Raw genomic sequence first — 18,569 nt, forward strand, 5'->3', positions numbered from 1 at the left:
TTTGATCAGAACAGGGCGTCGGCAAAAAGATCGTCGTCGTCCATGATCTCGGTCTTGGGCGATTCAATCTGGGAAGCCGAGCCACCGGAATTTACGTCCAGATACCGCAGATGGATGTCTCTTTCCTGCGCCATCGTGTAGATCCGGAAAATCCCCGATGAAAGCGGTTCGATTCGGGATGTCAGATCCTGTGTGTCCGGTAGATCGCCGGCCGCCATATGGGAGGCAAGCCCCAGGCATTGATCCAGAACACCGCCAAGCTCACTCTCGAAATCAAGCTTGGTGACGGCAGCGCTGATGCGGGCAAAGACGGCCTGACCTTCGACCGCAAATTCCTGCAATCCCTTTTCCATTTCGGCGCCAACGGTCTGTACCGCCGCAAGCGCATCACGCAGAGGTTCCCCGAGATTGCCGATGTCGGCTGTCGCTTCGTTGGACAAGAACTGTGTCGCGGCTTCAACCGCATGAAGATCGGTCACGATCGCGTCAGCTGGCGTCTCGAGCTTGCCGGCAAAGAGCCGAAGCTCGCCGCTGACCACGTTCACCGACCGTCCCGCATCCCCCAGGCGCGAACAGCGCAGGTTGGAGTTGAGAGCCATATAGTGAATATCGGTCTTGATCGACCGAATGACCTCGATCCCCTTGAGCAGATGCTGGGCTGTTGCGGTCACCGAACCGACGACGGAATCGGATTCACCACTGCGGTCGCGAACACGCTCGGCGAGCTCGCACCCAATCCTCAGATCCGCTTCCATCGACTTGAGCACATTGTGATCTTCGCCGGCACTTTCAGAAGTCACCTTGTCGCGCAGAACCAGGATCTGCGACGCGTCGGCCGAAAAGCTTGCAATATTGGTCGAAATGCCACGGCACTGCCGGCGGAAGTCGACCAGCGTTTCATCCAGCTGTGCATGGCACAGATGGAGAATGACCGTGTTCAGATCGTCGGCTTCTTGCGGCGAAAGCGCGCCGCCTTCCGGCGAAGCGAGAAATGCGTCCAAGAGTTCGAACGTGCTTTGCACATGTTCGATGCGCTGGCGGGTGATGTCGCCAATCTGCAAACCCGAAAGCACGCTGGCTATCTTGCCCTGGACCCGGCCTGTCACCTGTTTGACATCGCTGGCAACCGCAGACATCTGCGCATATTGCTGCGCGATGCGGCTCGAGCTCTGATCGAGGTTGCTGACAATGCGTGGAACCGTAGTGTCGAAATCGCTGCGGATGCCTTCGGCAAAATCACGCGCGGTCCGCAACTGGGCGCGCATCACGCTCAGTTGCGCGACGAACTTGTCCACCTCTTCCGCACCAAACTGCACCCGGTCACGAATTTCATCGGCAAATTCCGCGAACTCGGCGAGCCCCGCACCGGTGATCTTCACCGTAATGGCGAAGGTGCGCAGATAGCGGATGGTCTCGCGCATATCGTCGAGGTGAAGGCTGCTTGAATGGCAGATGTCGGAAATCTCGACAAACTTCGTGTGCCGCGCTTCGGCGATCTTCGGCAGCAGCGCCAAATTGGATACGGTACTCCGCAGCCCCTTGACCGTCGACGCTGTGGTCTCGCCATCGAGGGTATTCGTCAGGCGGTCGAGGATATCGACCAGCCCGTTCAGAATTTCCATCACCGAGACAAGGACCGCACCTGCATCGAGGAATGACTTCTCGATCGCGGAATGAGCCAGATGGAGTTTTGAGACCAAGTCCGTCCGCAAATCCGGACCAACTGTCGTAAGCTTGAAATTATGCTTCACAACACACCCTACACACGTTTGTAGAGGTCACTTTAGCCGACACTGTGAAAAGAGTAGTAAATTCAGAGCGCATCAAATTGCGAAAGTGGCCCGATGCGACTTGTGATGGATTCTACAGTTAATGGTTTTCCAGACCGGGAAGCTGTGTTCGTCGCGGAAAAGCGTCACGCGGCTCGCCAACCCCGACCGTAAGCGCGCAAGAAGATGGAGCACCGACGGGTACGACCGATCAGCCCCGCCGATCACATCAAATCACTTTGCTGCAATTTTGCCTGATAGCGACGATATGACACTACAAATCAGCCGCGAGGATTCGCGGCCCGCACGAAAGAGCGCGCAGAGGGGCTTTGCGCGCGGATTCCGAATGTCGTGAAGGCAAAATGATCGACCACAATTTCGCCTTGGTCGGTTACACTTGAAGTCATCAAATTCGGGAGAATTGTCACCTGTCATTCTTTATAGGTCATGTCTATTTTCGAGACAAAACCCGGTTTTACCTCGAAGAAAAGCAACCGGAAGCGGTTCAGCTGCAGAAAGAGACATCGGTCACCTTCGAAAAAGAAAAACATAAATTATTGATAGAAAAAGGAATTTTCGCTATCAGTACTGTCAGTCACGAATTGGTTATGTTGCACAACAGCAATTTTGGCGAGATTCCTGCCGCGCCGCAACATCTTGACACCCTCTGCGTTCTCTCCGAACATGATCAAGCCAAAGCTTGGCATTTGCAAACATGTTCACCCGAGTACATCGGTCGATTGGGAGAATATGTGGCAGGGTCGGTCGATTGGAGCTGCAATGGAAAACACTAGCAAGATAAGGGTCCTGGTTTTGGACGAGAACCCGGTTCTGGTGGACGGCCTGAGCTTTCTGATAAACTCGACGAGACAGTTGGAAGCGCTGGCGCTGACTCAGCGGGACGCGAACCTCGCAGAAGCAATCAAACGATTGGCGCCACAGGTTATCGTCGCCGACCCAGGTTTTCTCGATCGCTCTCTGCGCGATTGCGAGATGGACTTGAAAGAACTCCGCATCTTGGCGCGCCTCATCGCCTACTGTGATATACGCGATACATTGCCGGGAGAGACATACATCGCCAGGGGATATTCTGGGGTAGTCACCAAAACGGTCGCCAGCCCGAAGCTATTGCGTGCGATCAAGAGCATACATGCGGGCGACATCGTCATAGACGAATCCGTGATCGCGTTGTCCGACAACGGAAATGGCAACAACACGACACAAGAACCCGAGCAAGGCAAACTCTCAACGCAGGAAGAACTTGTCCTGCGTTATGTCGCACTCGGAAAGGCGATGAAAGAAATCGCAGCAGACATTCAATTAAGCACAAAAACTGTTGAAACATACAAATATCGTGCAACAAAAAAACTATCGCTTCGAACACGATCAGACATAGTTAACTACGCAATCAGTGTAGGCTGGCTTCAATACTAACATGAATCGGTAAAAAATGACAACGCGATGGATGACAATCCATCGCGTTGCTTTGCATTTATCAAACCGCAATTGCTAATATGCTGTTTTTATTAAATATTTATTGGGAATTTACCTGACAAGCGTCGGGCCTTTCCTGACTTTTACTCAGAATACATAGCTGCCAATCCTAAAGACGGATTTAAACGATTGTTAACTACCGGCGGCCGTCGAGGCCTGCGGTCAACAACAAGGGCAGCACATGGCTAGGATCAGCGTATTTGGAATCGGCTACGTCGGCGTGGTGGCAGCAGCCTGCCTGGCCAAAGATGGACACGAGGTCGTGGCCGTGGATATCGACCCTGCCAAGGTCGACACGATCAACAACGGACGCGCACCGATCGTTGAGAAGGGCCTTGATCCCCTGATCGAGCAGACTGTCGCCAGCGGCAAGCTGCGCGCCACACTCGATATCCAGGATGCAATCGCTTCGACCGACGTGTCTTTCGTCTGCGTCGGCACCCCAAGCGCACCGGATGGTTCGGTCGGACTGACCTATGTAGTCAAGGCCTGCGAGGCGATCGGGACAGCAATTGCCGCCAAGGGCAGTTTCCACTCCGTTGTCGTTCGTTCGACCATCGTGCCCGGCAGCATGGAGACTGTATGCATCCCGGCGCTCGAGCGCAGCACGGGCCTGATCGCCGGCAAGGATTTCGGCGTCGGCTACTATCCGGAATTCCTGCGTGAAAGCACAGCGATCGAGGACTATTACGATCCGGGCCTGATCGTCTTCGGCGCCCTCGACGAGCAGACCGACAAGATCCTGCACGAGATCAACGACACGCTCCCCTGCCCCTGCCATTCGGTCTCTCTGTCGACGGCAGAGATGATCAAATACACCAGCAACGCCTGGCGCGCCGTCAAGGTCACCTTCGCCAATGAGATTGGCAACATCGCCAAGGCGAGCGGTGTCGACGGCCAGTTGGTGATGAAGATCCTGTGCTCGGATCTCAAGGTCAACATCTCACCCTATTTCATGCGGCCCGGTTTCGCCTTTGGCGGCTCCTGCCTGCCGAAGGATGTCCGTGCTCTGCGTCATCTCGCCAAGGAAAAGCATGTCGAGACCGCCCTTCTCAACGCGGTGCTCGAAGCCAATGAAGCGCAGATCGACCGCGCCGAGACCATGGTCTCGCAAATGGGCGGTCAGACGATCGGCATGGTCGGCATCAGCTTCAAGACCGGCACCGACGATCTGCGGGAAAGCCCGCTTGCAAGTCTGGCCTCTCGTTTGATCGACCGGGGGTATGATCTCAAGATCTACGACCCCTTCGTCAATCAGGCCTATGCCGAGGGCATGAGCGGCGCCGGTCGCGGCAATGACACCGCCATCGACCTGAAGAACAGGCTCGTCAGCGACCTCGACGACCTTGTGGACAGTTCCGACGTCATCCTTGTCGGCAATCACTATGCCGAGGCAATGCCGGTCCTTGATGCCTCGAGTGACAAGATCCCGATGGTCGACCTCCTGCGCATCCGGCCCGGCATTCGTTCCGCCGGGACCTACCAAGGCATTTGCTGGTAAGGAGCGCACCGATATGTTGGCCCACGTCATCTATCTCCTCATCATGACGATCCTGGCGCTCAGCGTGCCGCATCCGGCGGTCCAGACCGTCTCCGGCACCCTGATCACCGTCGGCCTGATTGGCGCATGGCGCTATGCCTGGGCGGGGATCAACCTGGCGCGGGCCGCCTATTACCTGAACTTCGCCTATCCTCGCCGGCGCGAAAACGCCGTCGAGGCCTACCAGGCCCGCGGCTTGAAGGATCACACCTTCTTCCTCGTGACCACCTACAAGATCGCCCCGGATATCTCGACCCGTGTCTATCGCTCGATCTTCGAGGCGGCCTACCACGCCAAGGGCGGTGCCACAATCGTCGCCTCGATCGTCGACGAAGCCGATGCGCGGCTGATCCGACAGGTCATGGCCTCGGTCGCCTCCCGCAATCCGGGCTCGGAAGCGATGGTCGCGCTGAAGATCGACAAGATCGCCGGAACCGGCAAGCGCGACGCACTCGCCACCTCCCTGCGCTCCATCGCCAAGCTCAATCCGGGCCGCAACGACATCGTCATCTTCGTCGATGGTGACAGCTGTGTACCGATCGACGTCATCGACCGTAGCCTGCCCTTCTTCACCGACCCTTCCGTCGGCGCCGTCACCACCGATGAATACAGTGACACCAAAGGCGGTCGCCTGTTCCGGGACTGGTTCGACCTGCGCTTCTGCCAGCGCCATGTGATGATGTCGTCGATGTCGCTTGGCGAACGCGTACTGACCCTGACCGGCCGCATGTCGATCTTCCGTGCCAATCTCGCCACCGACAGCGGTTTTGTCGATCTCGTCCGCAACGATTTCATCGACCACTGGCGCCTGGGCCGCGTTCACTTCCTGACTGGTGATGACAAGTCCACCTGGTACTGGCTGCTGCAGCGCGGATACAAGATGCTCTATCTGCCCGATCTGTGCACTGTCTCGATCGAAACCCAGCCCAATTCCGGCTTCATGGACTCCGCCACCGTCCTGATGACCCGCTGGTTCGGCAACATGCTGCGCACCAACGCCCGCGCGCTTGCCCTGCCCGCCTCGCAGATCGGTTACTTCACCTGGTGGTCGATCCTCGACCAGGCGATCTCGATCTGGACCACGCTCGCCGGCCCCGCCAGCATCCTGCTCGCGACATTCTTCATCAGCCCCTGGATACTGCCGCTCTATTTCGCCTGGGTCATGTTCACCCGTTATTGCATGTGCACGATCATCATGGCGTTCCGCAAACGCAGCTTCCCGGTCACCTTTCCCTTCCTGCTCTATTTCAGCCAGGTCGGCGGCGCGATCATCAAGAGCTTCATCCTCTTTCGCCTCGACCGCCAGCGCTGGACCCGCCAGTCATCGGCGAAAGCGGGAAGTTTCAGCCTGCCTCTCGGCCAGCGGCTGAAGGCGCACAGTTCAACCTACATGCATGGCCTTGCCCTCGGATGGCTCATCCTTGGCGTGGCTTATGTCGGCAACCTCATCTAACCGCGCCCATCCAACCGCGCCACGCAACACCCCCAGCGAAGGACCGTGACAATGGACATCGAGAAGAAGCCCGCCCGAGACACCGCTTTAAAGGCTCAGGCCGCCCAGGCCGAAAACCTCCCTGTCCTCCTGGACAACGGCACCGAGCACCCAAAAACCAATATTCCGTTTTCTGCGATCATCGACGGTCGACAGTTCAGCGGTCAGAGCCTGTCCCTCGTGTCGGCAACCGTTGCAGGACTGTCGGGACCGGAATTGGAAGGCAAGCAGCGGATTGCCGTTCTACGCTTCGATTTCGACGGCTACACGATCGCGTTGCAGGTCGACGTTCACATCAGCCGCATCCATGCCGAAACCGGTGAACTGCGTCTCGACTTCATCGAGCCGACCGGAGAACACCTGCCGACCCTGCGTTATCTGCTCAACAGCCACATCGCCGGCGACATTACCTCAATCGACGGCATCATCAGCCGCCGCGAAAAGGCAGGCGTGAGCAACGCCAAGAGCCAGGGCGGATCGACGACATTCGGCGGCTATGTCGGACGCGGCCTGCGGGTCGCGGCAACAGCTGCCCTCAGCCTGGCGCTCGCGGCCGTTGCTGCAAACCTCGTCTATCAGCGCATCTTCTCCAAGGAAGTCGCCCAGCTCGCCACACTTTCCGCCGGCGGCCAGCCACTGCGTGCAGTGGCAAGCGGCCAGATCTCCTACCTCAACCTCGGCGCTGCCAAGGGTGAAGTTCTCTATACCTTGCAGGCCGTCTCCGGCGACACGCTCAGCGTCAACATGCCTTGCGACTGCAAGATCCTGCCAGGCGCCGCGATGGAAGGTTCAACCGTCATGGCCGGCGACACCGTGGCCGAAGTTGTCACGGGGAAAACGGCACCAGTCGTCATTGCGACCGTCAGTGCCGACCAGGCCAAGCTTCTGGTTCGCGGCGATATCGCCGAGCTCAAGTTCCCCGATGGCGTGGTGGCCTACGGCAAGCTCACCGCCGGTGCACTGGCCCTGACGCCGGTCGGCGCGCAAGGGGAAATGCGCGCCGTCATTGCCCCGAATGCCGCCCTCGGTGGTGAAGCCGTCGGGTCGCCGGTCTCCGTGCGCATCATCAGCAACCGCATTTTTGCCATCGGCCAACAACTCGGCCTGATGTCCTACAACAGCACGGCCGGCTGAGAACCGCAGCAGGGCAGACAATCCCGCGCAATCGACAAACAGGATTCACAGGAGCAGTCATGCAAAACGTTCATCCCCTCATCCTGTGCGGCGGCATCGGCACTCGCCTTTGGCCCCTTTCCCGCACCGAGCACCCGAAACAGTTTCAGCGTATCGACGGCAACTCGGAGACCACGTTTTTTCATGCAACCGTTGAACGCCATCGCATGCCGGGCTTTGCAGATCCCGTCGTCGCCGTCAGCAGTTCGCATGTCGCCACAGTCCTGCGCCAGCTGAACGACCTGAATTGCCCGGCCCGCATCATCGCCGAGCCGATCTCCCGCAACACGGGACCTGCGGTCCTTGCCGCAGCGCTGCATCTTGCGGAAACCGATCCGGCAGCGCTGATTTGCGTCATCCCGTCAGACCATATCGTCAAGGGCGACCTGACGGGCAATGTTCTTGCCGCCCGTGCTGCGGCCGAAAGCGGCCATATTGTACTCTTCGGTGTACCGCCGGAATATCCGGAAACGGGCTACGGCTACATCGTCGATGGCGGCCCATTGGACACGCTTGACTGCGCCCGCAGAGTTGCAAGCTTCATCGAAAAACCCCCGGTCGAAATTGCGACATCCCTGATCAAGGCCGGCAATGCATACTGGGCTTCAGGCATCAGCCTGTTTCGCGCCGATGTGCTGATCTCAGAATTCCTGCGGCTCGATCCCATAACCCATGACGCGGTCAGCAATGCCATCAAGCTTGGCCTGCAGACCGAACATGCCCTTTATCTCAATGCAGAAGCGCTGTTTCCGGCGTCGAACCTTCCCACCGAATCCATTGTCTTCGAACATTCGCCCCGCACGGTCATCGCGCCGCTGCATGTCGCTTGGAGCGATGTCGGCGCCTGGAACGCACTGCACCACATCGCGGAGAAGGACGAAGACGGCAATGTGCTGAGCGGTGACGTCATCAGCATAGACACCACCAACTCCTACATCCGCTCGACAAACAAGCTCGTCGCCGTGATCGGCATGCAGGACGTGGTTGTCGTCGATACCGACGATGCCCTGCTGATCACCACCCGCGACCAGGCTCAACAGGTGAAGCAGATCGTGAAAAAGCTCGAAACCATCAAACGCCGCGAACTGGCCGAACATGCCCGCAACCAGATGGCCTGGGGCGAAATCCGCCGCGTGCAGAGCGGCCCCGGCTACGAACTGCGCATGATGACGCTGCGCGTCGGCACGATGTTGCCGATGCTGGAAGATCTGACTTCCCACCGCATGCTGACAGTGACCAGCGGTTCCGGCCTGCTGAAAACCGGAGTGATCACCCGCGCGCTCCATGTTGGTGATAATTTCGAAGTGCCGCCGGGTGAAGCCACCGTCATCTATTGCGGACCGGAAGCGGAGATGCAGCTCGTCGAAGTCGTCTGCGAAGTGGTCATCGCAAAACTGGAACCCCAGGCCGGCAGCCGCCAGCTCGTGAACAGCTGAGGACGGCTCGATGCGAAGAAGCCTCTCCCTTCTGTTCGCCGGACTGCTCGCATCGACCGCTTTCGGCGCAAGTGCCGAAAATCTCGATCATGCGGCTCTTGCCAGGCTGACCCGGCAGATCAGCCTCATCGAGAACAAGGCTCAGTCTGACGGAGCGAGCGTCCAGTTCCTCGAACCCCTGCTGACGGAGAGGCTGAACGGCATCGCGGCGTCCACTCCGCTTCAGGCGCCCGCTTTCGCCACCATCGAAAACAAGGCCGGCCTGCACACCATCCCCGTCGACTTCATGCTGGCGCAGCTTCGCCTTCAGACAGGCGCACGCTTCAATGCAGACGTGGGCAAGGCACTCACCAACGCCAACGCCCCCGCCCTGTTCATCCGCGGTGGCGCCATCACGCTGAAACAGCTCGCCCAGGATGCGGCAGCGCAGTTTCCAGGTGCACTCGAAAAGAACGGCGACACCTATACGGCCAATTGGCCGATCATCATCTGGTCGGACTCCGGTCTGATCCTTGACGACGGCAACCGGCTGGAACTCTCAACCAGCGCTGGTGCCTTCATGCTGAATGCCGGGCTCCTGCAACTCGACAATGCTGCAATATCCGGCTCAGCCGAAAGCAATGCCGGTCTCACCGACTTCAAACCATTTGTCGTCACCGCAATGAGCGGCGCATTGCAGGCCAAACAGGCCACGTTCAGCAATCTTGGTTTTCAAGGCGCGGGGTCGACAAGTGGTATCTCGATCATCGGCGCGGCTCTTATGCCTGCCAGGATGCAATCCTTCTTTGTCGACAGCCATTTCGACAAGGTCAGCAGCGTCAGCCTGCTGAACACGCACAATATACTGATCGCCGGAAACCAGTTTCGTGACGCGGCCGGCCCGGCGATTGCAATGAAAGGCGTCACCAACGGGCGTGTTCTGTCCAATATCGTGACTGGCTCTCGCCAGGGCCAGGGCATCAATGTTCAAAATCGCAGTTCTGATATCGAAGTGGCGCACAACGTCATACTCGACAATCGCGGCAGCGGCATCTTTCTTGCCAACGGTGTGCGCGACATCACTGTGTCGGCCAACCTGCTCTCGGGCAATGGTCGTGGCGGCATCTCGGTCGTGCGCGGCACCTGCATCGATCTGGCCGGCAATATTGTCATCGGCAATCGCCAGGTCGGCATCAAGGTCCGCACCAGCGATCGGCTAGCGCTGTCGCAAAACGAGCTGATCAACAATTCCGGACCCGGCATCTCTGTGACCGAGCAGGGTCCCCAAGCCACACTGACAATCAGCGACAATCACTTTATTGCCAACAAATCCGGCCTTCACGGCGGCTCCGCAAGCGAAGTGGCTCTGGCCCGCAATGATTTCGCCGGCCAGTCCCCCATCCTGCTCGACGGCGAATTTGCCAGCTACGTGCCGCAACTCCTGCGCGTCTCGACCGCAGATCATGCTGCCCAACCCCTCATCATCCACGCCAATGAACAGTCGTCCCCGCGGACGGACTGCCAGTCAGGGAGCTAAACCGATGGTCTTTTCATCCGAGACATTTCTGTTCCTGTTTCTACCGCTCTTCCTGGTGGCCTATTATCTGACGCCGGATCGCCTGCGGTCCTGGACCATCCTGATCGGTTCCTACATCTTCTACTGCTGGTGGCGCGCCGACTTCCTGCTGTTGTTCATCGCCGTCACCGCCTGGGCCTATGGCTGCGGCCTGTTGATCGCCAGATGGGAAGGCGAAGCCAGAGCCAAGACCACCATGATCATCGGCATCATCGGATGCCTGATCGTGCTCGGCATCTTCAAGTATCTCAATTTCTTCATGGACAGCTTCGCCGCCCTCATCGGCACGACGCCGGAGAATCTCGGCTATCATTGGCAGCTGATCCTGCCGATCGGCGTGTCTTTCTATGTCTTCCATGCCATCGGCTACATCGTCGATGTCTTCCGCAAGGATACACCCGCGACCCGCAGCTTCGTCGATTTCGCCGCCTTCATGGCCCTTTTCCCGCACATGATCGCCGGCCCGGTCCTGCGTTTCCGCGACCTGACCGATCAGTTCATCAAGCGCGAACACAGCCTGCCGATCTTCACCTCCGGCCTCTATATCTTCACCATCGGCCTGTCGAAGAAGGTCCTGATCGCCGACACCGTCGCCCCGATTGCCGACCAGACCTTTGCCATGGCCAATCCGACCATGGTGGAATCCTGGCTCGGCGCCATCGCCTACATGCTGCAGCTCTATTTCGACTTCTCCGGCTATTCGGACATGGCGATCGGCCTGGCGCTGATGATGGGCTTCCGCTTCAAGCAGAATTTCAACACCCCTTATCTCAGCCTGTCGATCACCGAGTTCTGGCAGCGCTGGCACATCAGCCTGTCCACCTGGCTGCGTGACTATCTCTACATCCCGCTCGGCGGAAACCGCAAAGGCTCGGCCCGCACCTATATCAACCTGTTCCTCGTCATGCTGCTGGGCGGCCTGTGGCATGGCGCGGCCTGGACCTATGTCCTCTGGGGTGCCTGGCACGGCGCATGGCTTGCCTGCGAACGCTACACCGGCTGGGCCAGGAACGTCCCGAGCCGCGCCATCGCCCTTCCCGTCACCCTCGTTCTCGTCCTGATCGGCTGGGTCATGTTCCGGGCTGCCAATGTCGGTGACGCCTTCACCGTCTATGGCGGCATGATCGGCCTCAACGGCATCAACCCGAGCATCGAGTTCCTCGCTAATGTCACGCGGGAAAACCTGCTCTTCCTCGCACTCGCCATCGGTGCAGTCTTCGCCGAACCCTATTTCAAGAAACTGACCGATGCCGAGAACGGCATCGAAGCGCATGGCTTCTCTGTTTCTCCGAATGGAACGGCCGTAGCCATTCCCTCGCTCGCCTATCCGATTGCCATGAGCCTGCTGCTGGTCGTGACCGTGGCGCGCCTGTCGGAACAGTCGGTTTCGCCCTTCCTCTACTTCCAGTTCTGACAGGAGATAAGACATGGCCAGCATTCGCCGACATGCCGCGACATTGCTTCTTCCGACCGTCTTCTTCGGTTACGCGATCTATGCCAATTCAACCATGCTCTTCGCTGCCGCTGGCAGCGAAGCGGAGGCCGCTCAGGTCAACGACCTTTCGCTCTCCTATGTCATCGACGGTGAAGCCACCCGCGATCTCGATGCGCTCTACAAGAACGAACTGCCACACCGCGACGCCGCCGTCGGCGTTATCGGCAATGCCCGCTTTGCCTTGCTCGGCTCAGGCCGCAAGGGCGTCATCGTCGGCGAAGACGGCTGGTTCTTCACCGGCGAGGAATTCCGGCGCGTCAAGGCTACGGAAATCGATGATGCTGTCAGCCAGATTGTTGAAGTACGCAAGAGACTGGCCGATGCAGGGATCGAACTGGTCATGGTCCCACTGCCGGCCAAGTCCGACATCTATACAGAACACCTGCCCGACATGATGCGCAATGACGCCATGGCGACAGCCTATGGCGACTTCTCGACCGCGCTGAAACAGGCCGGCATGACAGTCGTTGATACACGCACCGCCATGCTCGCAGCCAAGCCGCAGGACGAGATGTTCCTGAAGTCCGACACTCACTGGACGCCTGCCGGTGCCAAGGTGACAGCGGAAGCGGTACAAAGCACATTCCAGCAGAGCGGTATCCTGCTCGCCTCCGAGCAGGTCACGGCCGCCTGGCAGGCCCCGGTCGACGTCTGGGGCGACCTGACCAAATACATCACCTCGCCCGACTATGCGCCACGCGTCGGCCTGAAGCCCGAGAGCATTCCGATCTATCGAACCTCGGTAGCGCCAGCGGAAGGAGGCAGCGACATTTTCGGTGGTGAGGCATCCGTTCCGGTCATGCTGGTCGGCACCAGCTACAGCGCCAACGAAAACTGGTCCTTCGCCGATTTCCTCCGACAGACGCTGTCTTCCGATGTCGTCAACGTCGCCAAGGAAGGCCTTGGCCCCGGCGTGCCGATGATGGACCTGCTCGAGGGTCAGGTACTGGCCGAGACGCCGCCAAGCGTGATCGTCTGGGAATTCCCGGTCCGTTATCTCGGCACGGACACCCTGTGGAAGCGCAAGAACAATTCCGGCGCAGGCGGACATCACGGCCCGGTTGGAGAAGGCAATGTCTAAGCAACTTTACCCGCTCGCGGTTCTCGTCCTGTGTGCCGGCGCGTTGGCGGCCCAGCCGAGTATCGCACGCGTCAAGCCGTTCTTCCCGCGACCGAAGGCGGAAGACGCGGTGGTCGTGCCAAAACCGGCCCCAACCGGACCTGCGTCAAAACTGCCCCTTGAATTGCAGGCTGTCCGCAAGGACCTGCTCGCCGGCAAGCGCATCAGCTACCGGCAATTGCAGGCGCTCGCCGATGCCGGTGACGGCATCGGTGCCTTCAGGCTCGCCGAGAGGATCACCAAGGATGGCGACCCGAAATTCACGACAGATGCGCTGCATTATTTCACCATCGCCGCTTTCGAGGGGCGCGGCTATGCGGTGCGTCACATCCTCGATCTGCTGGAAAAGCCAGACGCGCAATTCCGGCCCGCCCATCTGAAAAGTGCAGAAGCCGTCCTGCGCGCGCAGGCCAAAAAGGGCAATGACAAGGCTGTCGACGCGCTTGTCCGCTTCTACAGCCAAGGCCATCCCTTCGGCGAAAAGCGCGACGAACTTGAGGCGCTGCTCTCGTCTGGGGCAGGCGAAAAGAACGGCCAAACGGCGTTCAAGCTCGCCGTGCTGCTGCTTTCCAACAATAAACGCACGCCCGAGCAGACCGCCCAGGCGGGCCGCTACCTCACCATCGCCAAGAACAGCGGCAGCATCGGCATCAAGGCCGCCGCTGGCAACATACTGGCGACGCTCAAGAACCCACCCTCGGAAGAACACGCGGAGGTACAACCATGACCACCCGACAACACTACGGCCATCTGGGCGGCGTGCTCGCCGCACTCACCTTGTGCAGCACCTCGGCCGCATGGGCGCAGGCCAGCGCAGAGCCTTCATCCGCCTATGGCTGCCGCAATCTTGAAGAGATTTCAGAGCTGCAGATGATCGAGGGCAAGGACGGCATGTTCTTCCGCATTCTCGCGGATCTGCGCCTGCAGCACGCATTTACCGATCAGACCGCCGACAATCTGGCGGCCATGGCTAAGGCGCTCGAGCAGAAGGGCACGACACTGATCTATGTGCCACTGCCGACGAAATCCCAGGTTCTGCCTGAGCTCGTACCCGCAAGGGCGGCACTCTATGGATTTGATGCCGATATCGCGGTGCAGATCTACAGCGATGTCATTCGTCGCCTGAGCGAAAGAGGCGTGGCGGCGGTCGACATTGCCTCGCCCATGCGCGAGGACAACATCAACGGTTTCGGCGAACATTCCTTCTTTCAGTCGGACTTTCACTGGACGGCCCATGGTGCGAGCGTTGCGGCAAAGGCTATCGCCGACCGCATGAAACAATTGCCTGCCTTTGGCGATGTAACGCCCGTGCAGTTCAACATGGAAGAGGTCAAGCCGGATCCCGAATATTCGAGCATGCGCGAGCTTCTGCAAAAACACTGCATCTCGAATGTTCCAACGGTCACCGCACATGCCTACCGTGCAGTGCGCGCCGAGGAAGCGTCCACCGACGGTGCTTCCATGGACATTTTCGGCGGCGGTGATGAAGCCACCATAGCGTTGATCGGCACAAGTTACTCCGACAAGCCGATCAGCAATTTCTCCGGTTATCTCGAACACTGGACCCAAGTCCCGGTGGACAATTATTCGATCTCGGGCGGCAACCAGTTCGGCTCGATCCTTTCCTACATCACGTCGCGAGAGTTCCAGGAGCAGCGTCCACGCTTCCTGATCTGGGAAAATCCGATCTACAACAATCTCGGCCAATTCGGCGCCGCACCCTGGAAAGAAATCATTGCGGCGTCCCTCGGCGAATGCAGCCCGCCACTGACGACGGCATCGGCTGATGGCAAGACCGTCGAAGCGGATCTTGCCCAGATCAAGCTGAGTGGAAATGACGTTCTGCTCGCCGACATCGGCTCAGACACCAGCCGCAACGTTACGTTCAAGTTCACCGGTGCGGATGGCCAGACACGCACTCGCGCCATGGATCGCGGCGACCGCCTGCGCTCCACCGGTCGCTACTACTTCTCGCTGGGCGGCTTTCCTGCCGGATCGTTCAGCAAGGTCGCCGTCTCGTTCGATGCTCCTGTCGGCGAAGACACCTCCCTCTCTGTCTGCAAGACGAAACTCGGAGAAGAGTCATGATGACGAAAACCCACTTCAACCTCGCTTTGGTATCGATGGCAACAACGCTTGCCTTCGCACTGCCATCGCTTGCCGACGACGGCGGTCTGTATGAAAAGCCACTCGATCCGAACTCGGCCTTTGTCAGGGTCATCGCACCGGGTTCATCGATTGCCTCGGTCAAGAACAGCTCGTTCAGCCAGCTGAACGACGGCGTCTCGCCTTATGTGGCGGTGGCACCCGGCGACATTGCGGTGTCATCCAGCTTCCGCCAGGCAAATGTCGAGGCGGCGGCCGGCAAGTTCTACTCGGCCGTCATTACCCAGGATGGCGTTGTCACGGTCGAAGACGACATGACGAAGAATCCATCCAAGGCCACGTTGACCCTCTACAACCTGACGGAAAAGGCGGCACTCGACCTCTTCGTTCCACAGGCAGGGTCGGATGCCGTCTCGGATGTCGACAGCGGTGCATCGAAGTCGGTTGCCCTGCGCGCTCCGCTAAAAGTCGATCTCGTGGTCCGCGATGGCGAAAAGGAAATCGCCAAGATCGACGCTGTCGAATTCAAGCGGCTTGCCGGTGTGACAATCGTTGTCACCGGCACGGGCGATGACGTCACCGCAGTCGCCGTTCCCAGCACCATTGCGCGTTAATTCCTGAAAGAGCTCCGGAGGTTTATCATGACGATTGGAAAACTGGTTAAATCGCTGCTCATGGCAGGTGTGATGACGGTTGCCACCGGAACTCCGGGACGAAGCGAGCCCATCGATGTCCGGTTTTTACCGCCGGACATCGATGTCCCCAAATCAGCAGTCTGCACGCCGCGCATCCGCGACGAAGACATGATTGCCGATTGGACGGCATGGGACCGCAAGGCCCTGCCCAAGCGGGAGACCTATTCCATCACCCGCGACATGAACCGTTTGCGCGATATCGATGCTCGACGTTTCGAGCCGATCCTCACCCGCATGCAGGAGCTGCTGCCGACCATCAAGTCGGACTACAGCGAGAAGGATGCCTTGTTCGACAAGGTCAAGCTGATGCTTGCCATGAGCGAGGGTGACAAGGTCCGTGAACAGGGCCTTGTCACCAAGCTCCTGGAGAACAAGGACCATCCAGCGGGATCGCTGAACACGCTCGCCGACTACCTGATCGACGGCAAAGGCGTCGAAACGGATCGCGCCAGCGGTCTGAAGCTTAAGGTCCAGGCCGCCTATGGTGGCAACGCCGATGCGATCCTCGATCTGGCACGCATGACGAAAAACGGCGAAAAGATCGAGAACTGGGAAATCGAACCCGAACTGGCCGTCAACATGGCATTCGGTTCGCTTGTCGGCGTTCTCGACGAAGGAATTTGCGACCGCATCGGCCGCGTCGCACGCGAATATGATGGTGGCGAGATCGTCAAGAATGATCCCAATGTCAGCCTCGCATGGTACCGGTTTGCCGGTGATCTCGGCGACACGGCCGCCGCCTGGGAAGTGGCCGAATACAATCTGCTCAGCGAAAAGATCGTCAAGGACAATGATGTTCTGGTCAAATATCTGAAGATGGCCGCAGACGGCGGTAACATGGCCGCAATCCTCGAAATCGGTCGTCTATATGCCGAAGGTGCAATCGTCGAGCGAGATCGGGAAAAAGCGCTTCACTACTACGCCATAGCGGAAAAAGCGGGCAATCAGGCGGGTTTGGTCAAGCAGGCCCAGCTCTATGAACAGAGCAAGGATACATCGCCTGCCGACGCGTCCGCATACGAAAACACACTTCGTCAGCTGATCGAACGCGCAGACCCGCCACCATGGGCCTTTACACGTCTTGCGCGCCTCATCCAGGACCGCGAAGGGATCTGGCAATCGGCAGAAAATGTGAGGCCATTGCTGGAAGAGGCGGTCAAGCGTGGTGATATCGAGGGCGGTATCGACCTCGCAGAGCTTCTTGTCAGGCAGAGCCCCAGCGCCACCACCTTGGCACGCTCCACCGACCTCCTAAGCCAAGCCATTCAGAGCAATGGCGAGATCAATGCCATCGCCAAGCTGCAGCGTGTCTTCCTCTGCATCGACCCGAAAGGACCCGACCTTGAGGCCGCGGCATACTGGTCGGATATCGAAGCGGGCGCCGGTAACAAGACGCTCAATCTAAAAGCCGACCAAATCGACCAGTTGCCTGCCCTGAAGGATCCGCTGGTGATCGCGGCAATCCAGACGCAGGCGCTATACGGTCGCGCCAGCGCGCTTGCTCTTTATCAACGCTATCTGAAGAGCGCCGGCTATTCGGATCAGGTTCTCAAATTCTGGGAGGCGCGCGCCGAGGTGCGCCGGGGTGCAACCGTCGAGGCCGTCTTGCTCGACTTCAAACAGAATGTCGAAAAAGGGCGCATTGCGGAGGCCAAGCAGAGCATTCGACTGACCAGTGAGGCGATGAGCGTCGATGCCGGCCTGAGCTTCGCCCGGTTCCTGATCGAGAACTATGCCGATGACCAAGATAGCGTCCAGCTTGCCAAGGAAATCCTCAAGCCCCTGGCTGAAAGTGGCTATGGCCGTGCCATCCGGTTGTTGGAAGAGTTGGAGGGAGAAAGCATCGACCCGCTTTCTTCGCCCGTCAGCTACTATGGCGACGTGATGAAGCAGAAAGGCGATATGGCGGCCCAACTATTGCTTGCCGAGAAAGCGCCTGACGACGAAAACCGCCAGCTATTCTATCAGCGCGCCATAGGCTCGCAGCGCTGCGACTACGACGACAGCATGTCGCTGGCCGAATTCGCCATGCGTCACAACAGAGAAGACGCCAAGCGCTGGCTGGCGATCGCAAGCCACATTGCCACTGACGATGCATGGCGCAAGGTCAAGATCGCCGACATGTATATGGAACTGAATACGCCGGACACCAAAAAGACGGCGCTTGATTTATATGCCGAGGCTCGTAGCGGCGGTGAACCGGCTGCCTTCTACCGACTGGTGAAATATTACGCCAACAATGCCGGCGACGCCTATGATCCGAAAGCGGCGAGCGAAATCTTCGTCGATCTCGTGCAGCGCTCGGACCTCAACAGCATGCCCGAAAAACTCCTCATGCTGGCCAACATGAAGCCCGAAATCAGGCGTCAGGTGAACCTCAGGATCAATGTCAGGGATCTCTACCAGCGGTCTGCCGACACCGGTCAGCCGGTCGCGATGCGGGAACTGGGCAAGCTCCTGCGCAATGATCCGAAGGAAAGCCGGGCGGTCGTCGATGGCTTTGTCTGGCTGAAGAAGGCCGCCGAAGCCGGCGATGCCGAAGCGATGTATCTGCTGTCGCAGTCTTATGCCTTCGGCACGGGGACCAGGCCGGCGCTCGATGCCGCCCAATACTGGATGGCGAAGTCAGCCGAGGCTGGCTATCCCGAAGCCGCCCATGTCTTGATGTTGACCAAAGCTGGAACGGAGGGCTGA

13 protein-coding genes are annotated in these 18,569 nt (G+C 58.9%); 12 read left to right on the forward strand and 1 reads right to left on the reverse strand.

Features of this window, described 5'->3' with window-relative positions; all coding sequences use genetic code 11:
• Positions 1 to 5: 5 nt before the first annotated feature.
• Positions 6 to 1,700, reverse strand: a complete 1,695-nt coding sequence (locus tag LQ231_RS18720; protein WP_230172892.1) for a chemotaxis protein — start codon at positions 1,698 to 1,700, stop codon at positions 6 to 8.
• An 849-nt stretch (positions 1,701 to 2,549) separates the two neighbouring features.
• Here LQ231_RS18720 and LQ231_RS18725 point away from each other — a divergent pair.
• The 12 genes from LQ231_RS18725 (at position 2,550) to LQ231_RS18780 (ending at position 18,569) form a co-directional block, all read left to right on the forward strand.
• On the forward strand, positions 2,550 to 3,203 hold the full coding sequence (locus LQ231_RS18725; RefSeq protein WP_230172894.1) for a response regulator transcription factor: 654 nt from the start codon (positions 2,550 to 2,552) through the stop codon (positions 3,201 to 3,203).
• Positions 3,204 to 3,444: 241 nt separating this feature from the next.
• Complete coding sequence (locus LQ231_RS18730) at positions 3,445 to 4,764, forward strand: nucleotide sugar dehydrogenase (RefSeq protein ID WP_113142421.1); 1,320 nt, start codon at positions 3,445 to 3,447, stop codon at positions 4,762 to 4,764.
• 13 nt (positions 4,765 to 4,777) lie between these two features.
• Complete coding sequence (locus LQ231_RS18735; protein ID WP_230172896.1) at positions 4,778 to 6,256, forward strand: glycosyltransferase; 1,479 nt, start codon at positions 4,778 to 4,780, stop codon at positions 6,254 to 6,256.
• A gap of 51 nt (positions 6,257 to 6,307) precedes the next feature.
• Positions 6,308 to 7,429 (forward strand): pilus assembly protein PilZ, encoded by a 1,122-nt coding sequence (locus LQ231_RS18740; protein ID WP_230172905.1) that lies wholly within the window; start codon positions 6,308 to 6,310, stop codon positions 7,427 to 7,429.
• A gap of 59 nt (positions 7,430 to 7,488) precedes the next feature.
• The gene (locus LQ231_RS18745; protein ID WP_230172907.1) at positions 7,489 to 8,904 is read left to right on the forward strand and encodes a sugar phosphate nucleotidyltransferase; all 1,416 of its coding nucleotides are present in this window, start codon (positions 7,489 to 7,491) and stop codon (positions 8,902 to 8,904) included.
• A gap of 10 nt (positions 8,905 to 8,914) precedes the next feature.
• Entirely contained in the window at positions 8,915 to 10,420 is a 1,506-nt protein-coding gene (locus LQ231_RS18750; protein ID WP_230172909.1) for a right-handed parallel beta-helix repeat-containing protein, read from the forward strand.
• Positions 10,421 to 10,424: 4 nt separating this feature from the next.
• Complete coding sequence (locus LQ231_RS18755) at positions 10,425 to 11,873, forward strand: MBOAT family protein (RefSeq protein ID WP_230172911.1); 1,449 nt, start codon at positions 10,425 to 10,427, stop codon at positions 11,871 to 11,873.
• 13 nt (positions 11,874 to 11,886) lie between these two features.
• A complete protein-coding gene (locus LQ231_RS18760) occupies positions 11,887 to 13,035 on the forward strand; it encodes an alginate O-acetyltransferase (RefSeq protein ID WP_230172913.1) in 1,149 nt (382 codons plus the stop codon).
• Positions 13,028 to 13,801 carry a hypothetical protein gene (locus LQ231_RS18765; protein WP_230172915.1) on the forward strand — a complete coding sequence of 258 codons (774 nt, stop codon included), beginning with the start codon at positions 13,028 to 13,030 and terminating at the stop codon, positions 13,799 to 13,801. Before LQ231_RS18760 ends, LQ231_RS18765 begins: the two co-directional genes overlap by 8 nt.
• Entirely contained in the window at positions 13,798 to 15,162 is a 1,365-nt protein-coding gene (locus tag LQ231_RS18770) for an alginate biosynthesis protein (protein WP_230172917.1), read from the forward strand. Before LQ231_RS18765 ends, LQ231_RS18770 begins: the two co-directional genes overlap by 4 nt.
• On the forward strand, positions 15,159 to 15,794 hold the full coding sequence (locus LQ231_RS18775) for an alginate O-acetyltransferase AlgF (RefSeq protein WP_230172919.1): 636 nt from the start codon (positions 15,159 to 15,161) through the stop codon (positions 15,792 to 15,794). The genes LQ231_RS18770 and LQ231_RS18775 overlap by 4 nt, the downstream gene beginning before the upstream one ends.
• A 27-nt stretch (positions 15,795 to 15,821) precedes the next feature.
• Positions 15,822 to 18,569, forward strand: coding sequence for a sel1 repeat family protein (locus LQ231_RS18780; RefSeq protein WP_230172924.1), 2,748 nt, complete (start codon positions 15,822 to 15,824; stop codon positions 18,567 to 18,569).

This window comes from Rhizobium sp. CECT 9324 (assembly GCF_918741265.1).
Taxonomy (GTDB): domain Bacteria; phylum Pseudomonadota; class Alphaproteobacteria; order Rhizobiales; family Rhizobiaceae; genus Allorhizobium.

Excerpts from the sequence above, each read along its gene's own strand:
- LQ231_RS18725 (WP_230172894.1), top strand. The coding sequence starts at position 2,550 with ATGGAAAACACTAGCAAGATAAGGGTCCTGGTTTTGGACGAGAACCCG.
- LQ231_RS18730 (WP_113142421.1), top strand. The coding sequence starts at position 3,445 with ATGGCTAGGATCAGCGTATTTGGAATCGGCTACGTCGGCGTGGTGGCA.
- LQ231_RS18735 (WP_230172896.1), top strand. The coding sequence starts at position 4,778 with ATGTTGGCCCACGTCATCTATCTCCTCATCATGACGATCCTGGCGCTC.
- LQ231_RS18740 (WP_230172905.1), top strand. The coding sequence starts at position 6,308 with ATGGACATCGAGAAGAAGCCCGCCCGAGACACCGCTTTAAAGGCTCAG.
- LQ231_RS18745 (WP_230172907.1), top strand. The coding sequence starts at position 7,489 with ATGCAAAACGTTCATCCCCTCATCCTGTGCGGCGGCATCGGCACTCGC.
- LQ231_RS18750 (WP_230172909.1), top strand. The coding sequence starts at position 8,915 with ATGCGAAGAAGCCTCTCCCTTCTGTTCGCCGGACTGCTCGCATCGACC.
- LQ231_RS18755 (WP_230172911.1), top strand. The coding sequence starts at position 10,425 with ATGGTCTTTTCATCCGAGACATTTCTGTTCCTGTTTCTACCGCTCTTC.
- LQ231_RS18760 (WP_230172913.1), top strand. The coding sequence starts at position 11,887 with ATGGCCAGCATTCGCCGACATGCCGCGACATTGCTTCTTCCGACCGTC.
- LQ231_RS18765 (WP_230172915.1), top strand. The coding sequence starts at position 13,028 with ATGTCTAAGCAACTTTACCCGCTCGCGGTTCTCGTCCTGTGTGCCGGC.
- LQ231_RS18770 (WP_230172917.1), top strand. The coding sequence starts at position 13,798 with ATGACCACCCGACAACACTACGGCCATCTGGGCGGCGTGCTCGCCGCA.
- LQ231_RS18775 (WP_230172919.1), top strand. The coding sequence starts at position 15,159 with ATGATGACGAAAACCCACTTCAACCTCGCTTTGGTATCGATGGCAACA.
- LQ231_RS18780 (WP_230172924.1), top strand. The coding sequence starts at position 15,822 with ATGACGATTGGAAAACTGGTTAAATCGCTGCTCATGGCAGGTGTGATG.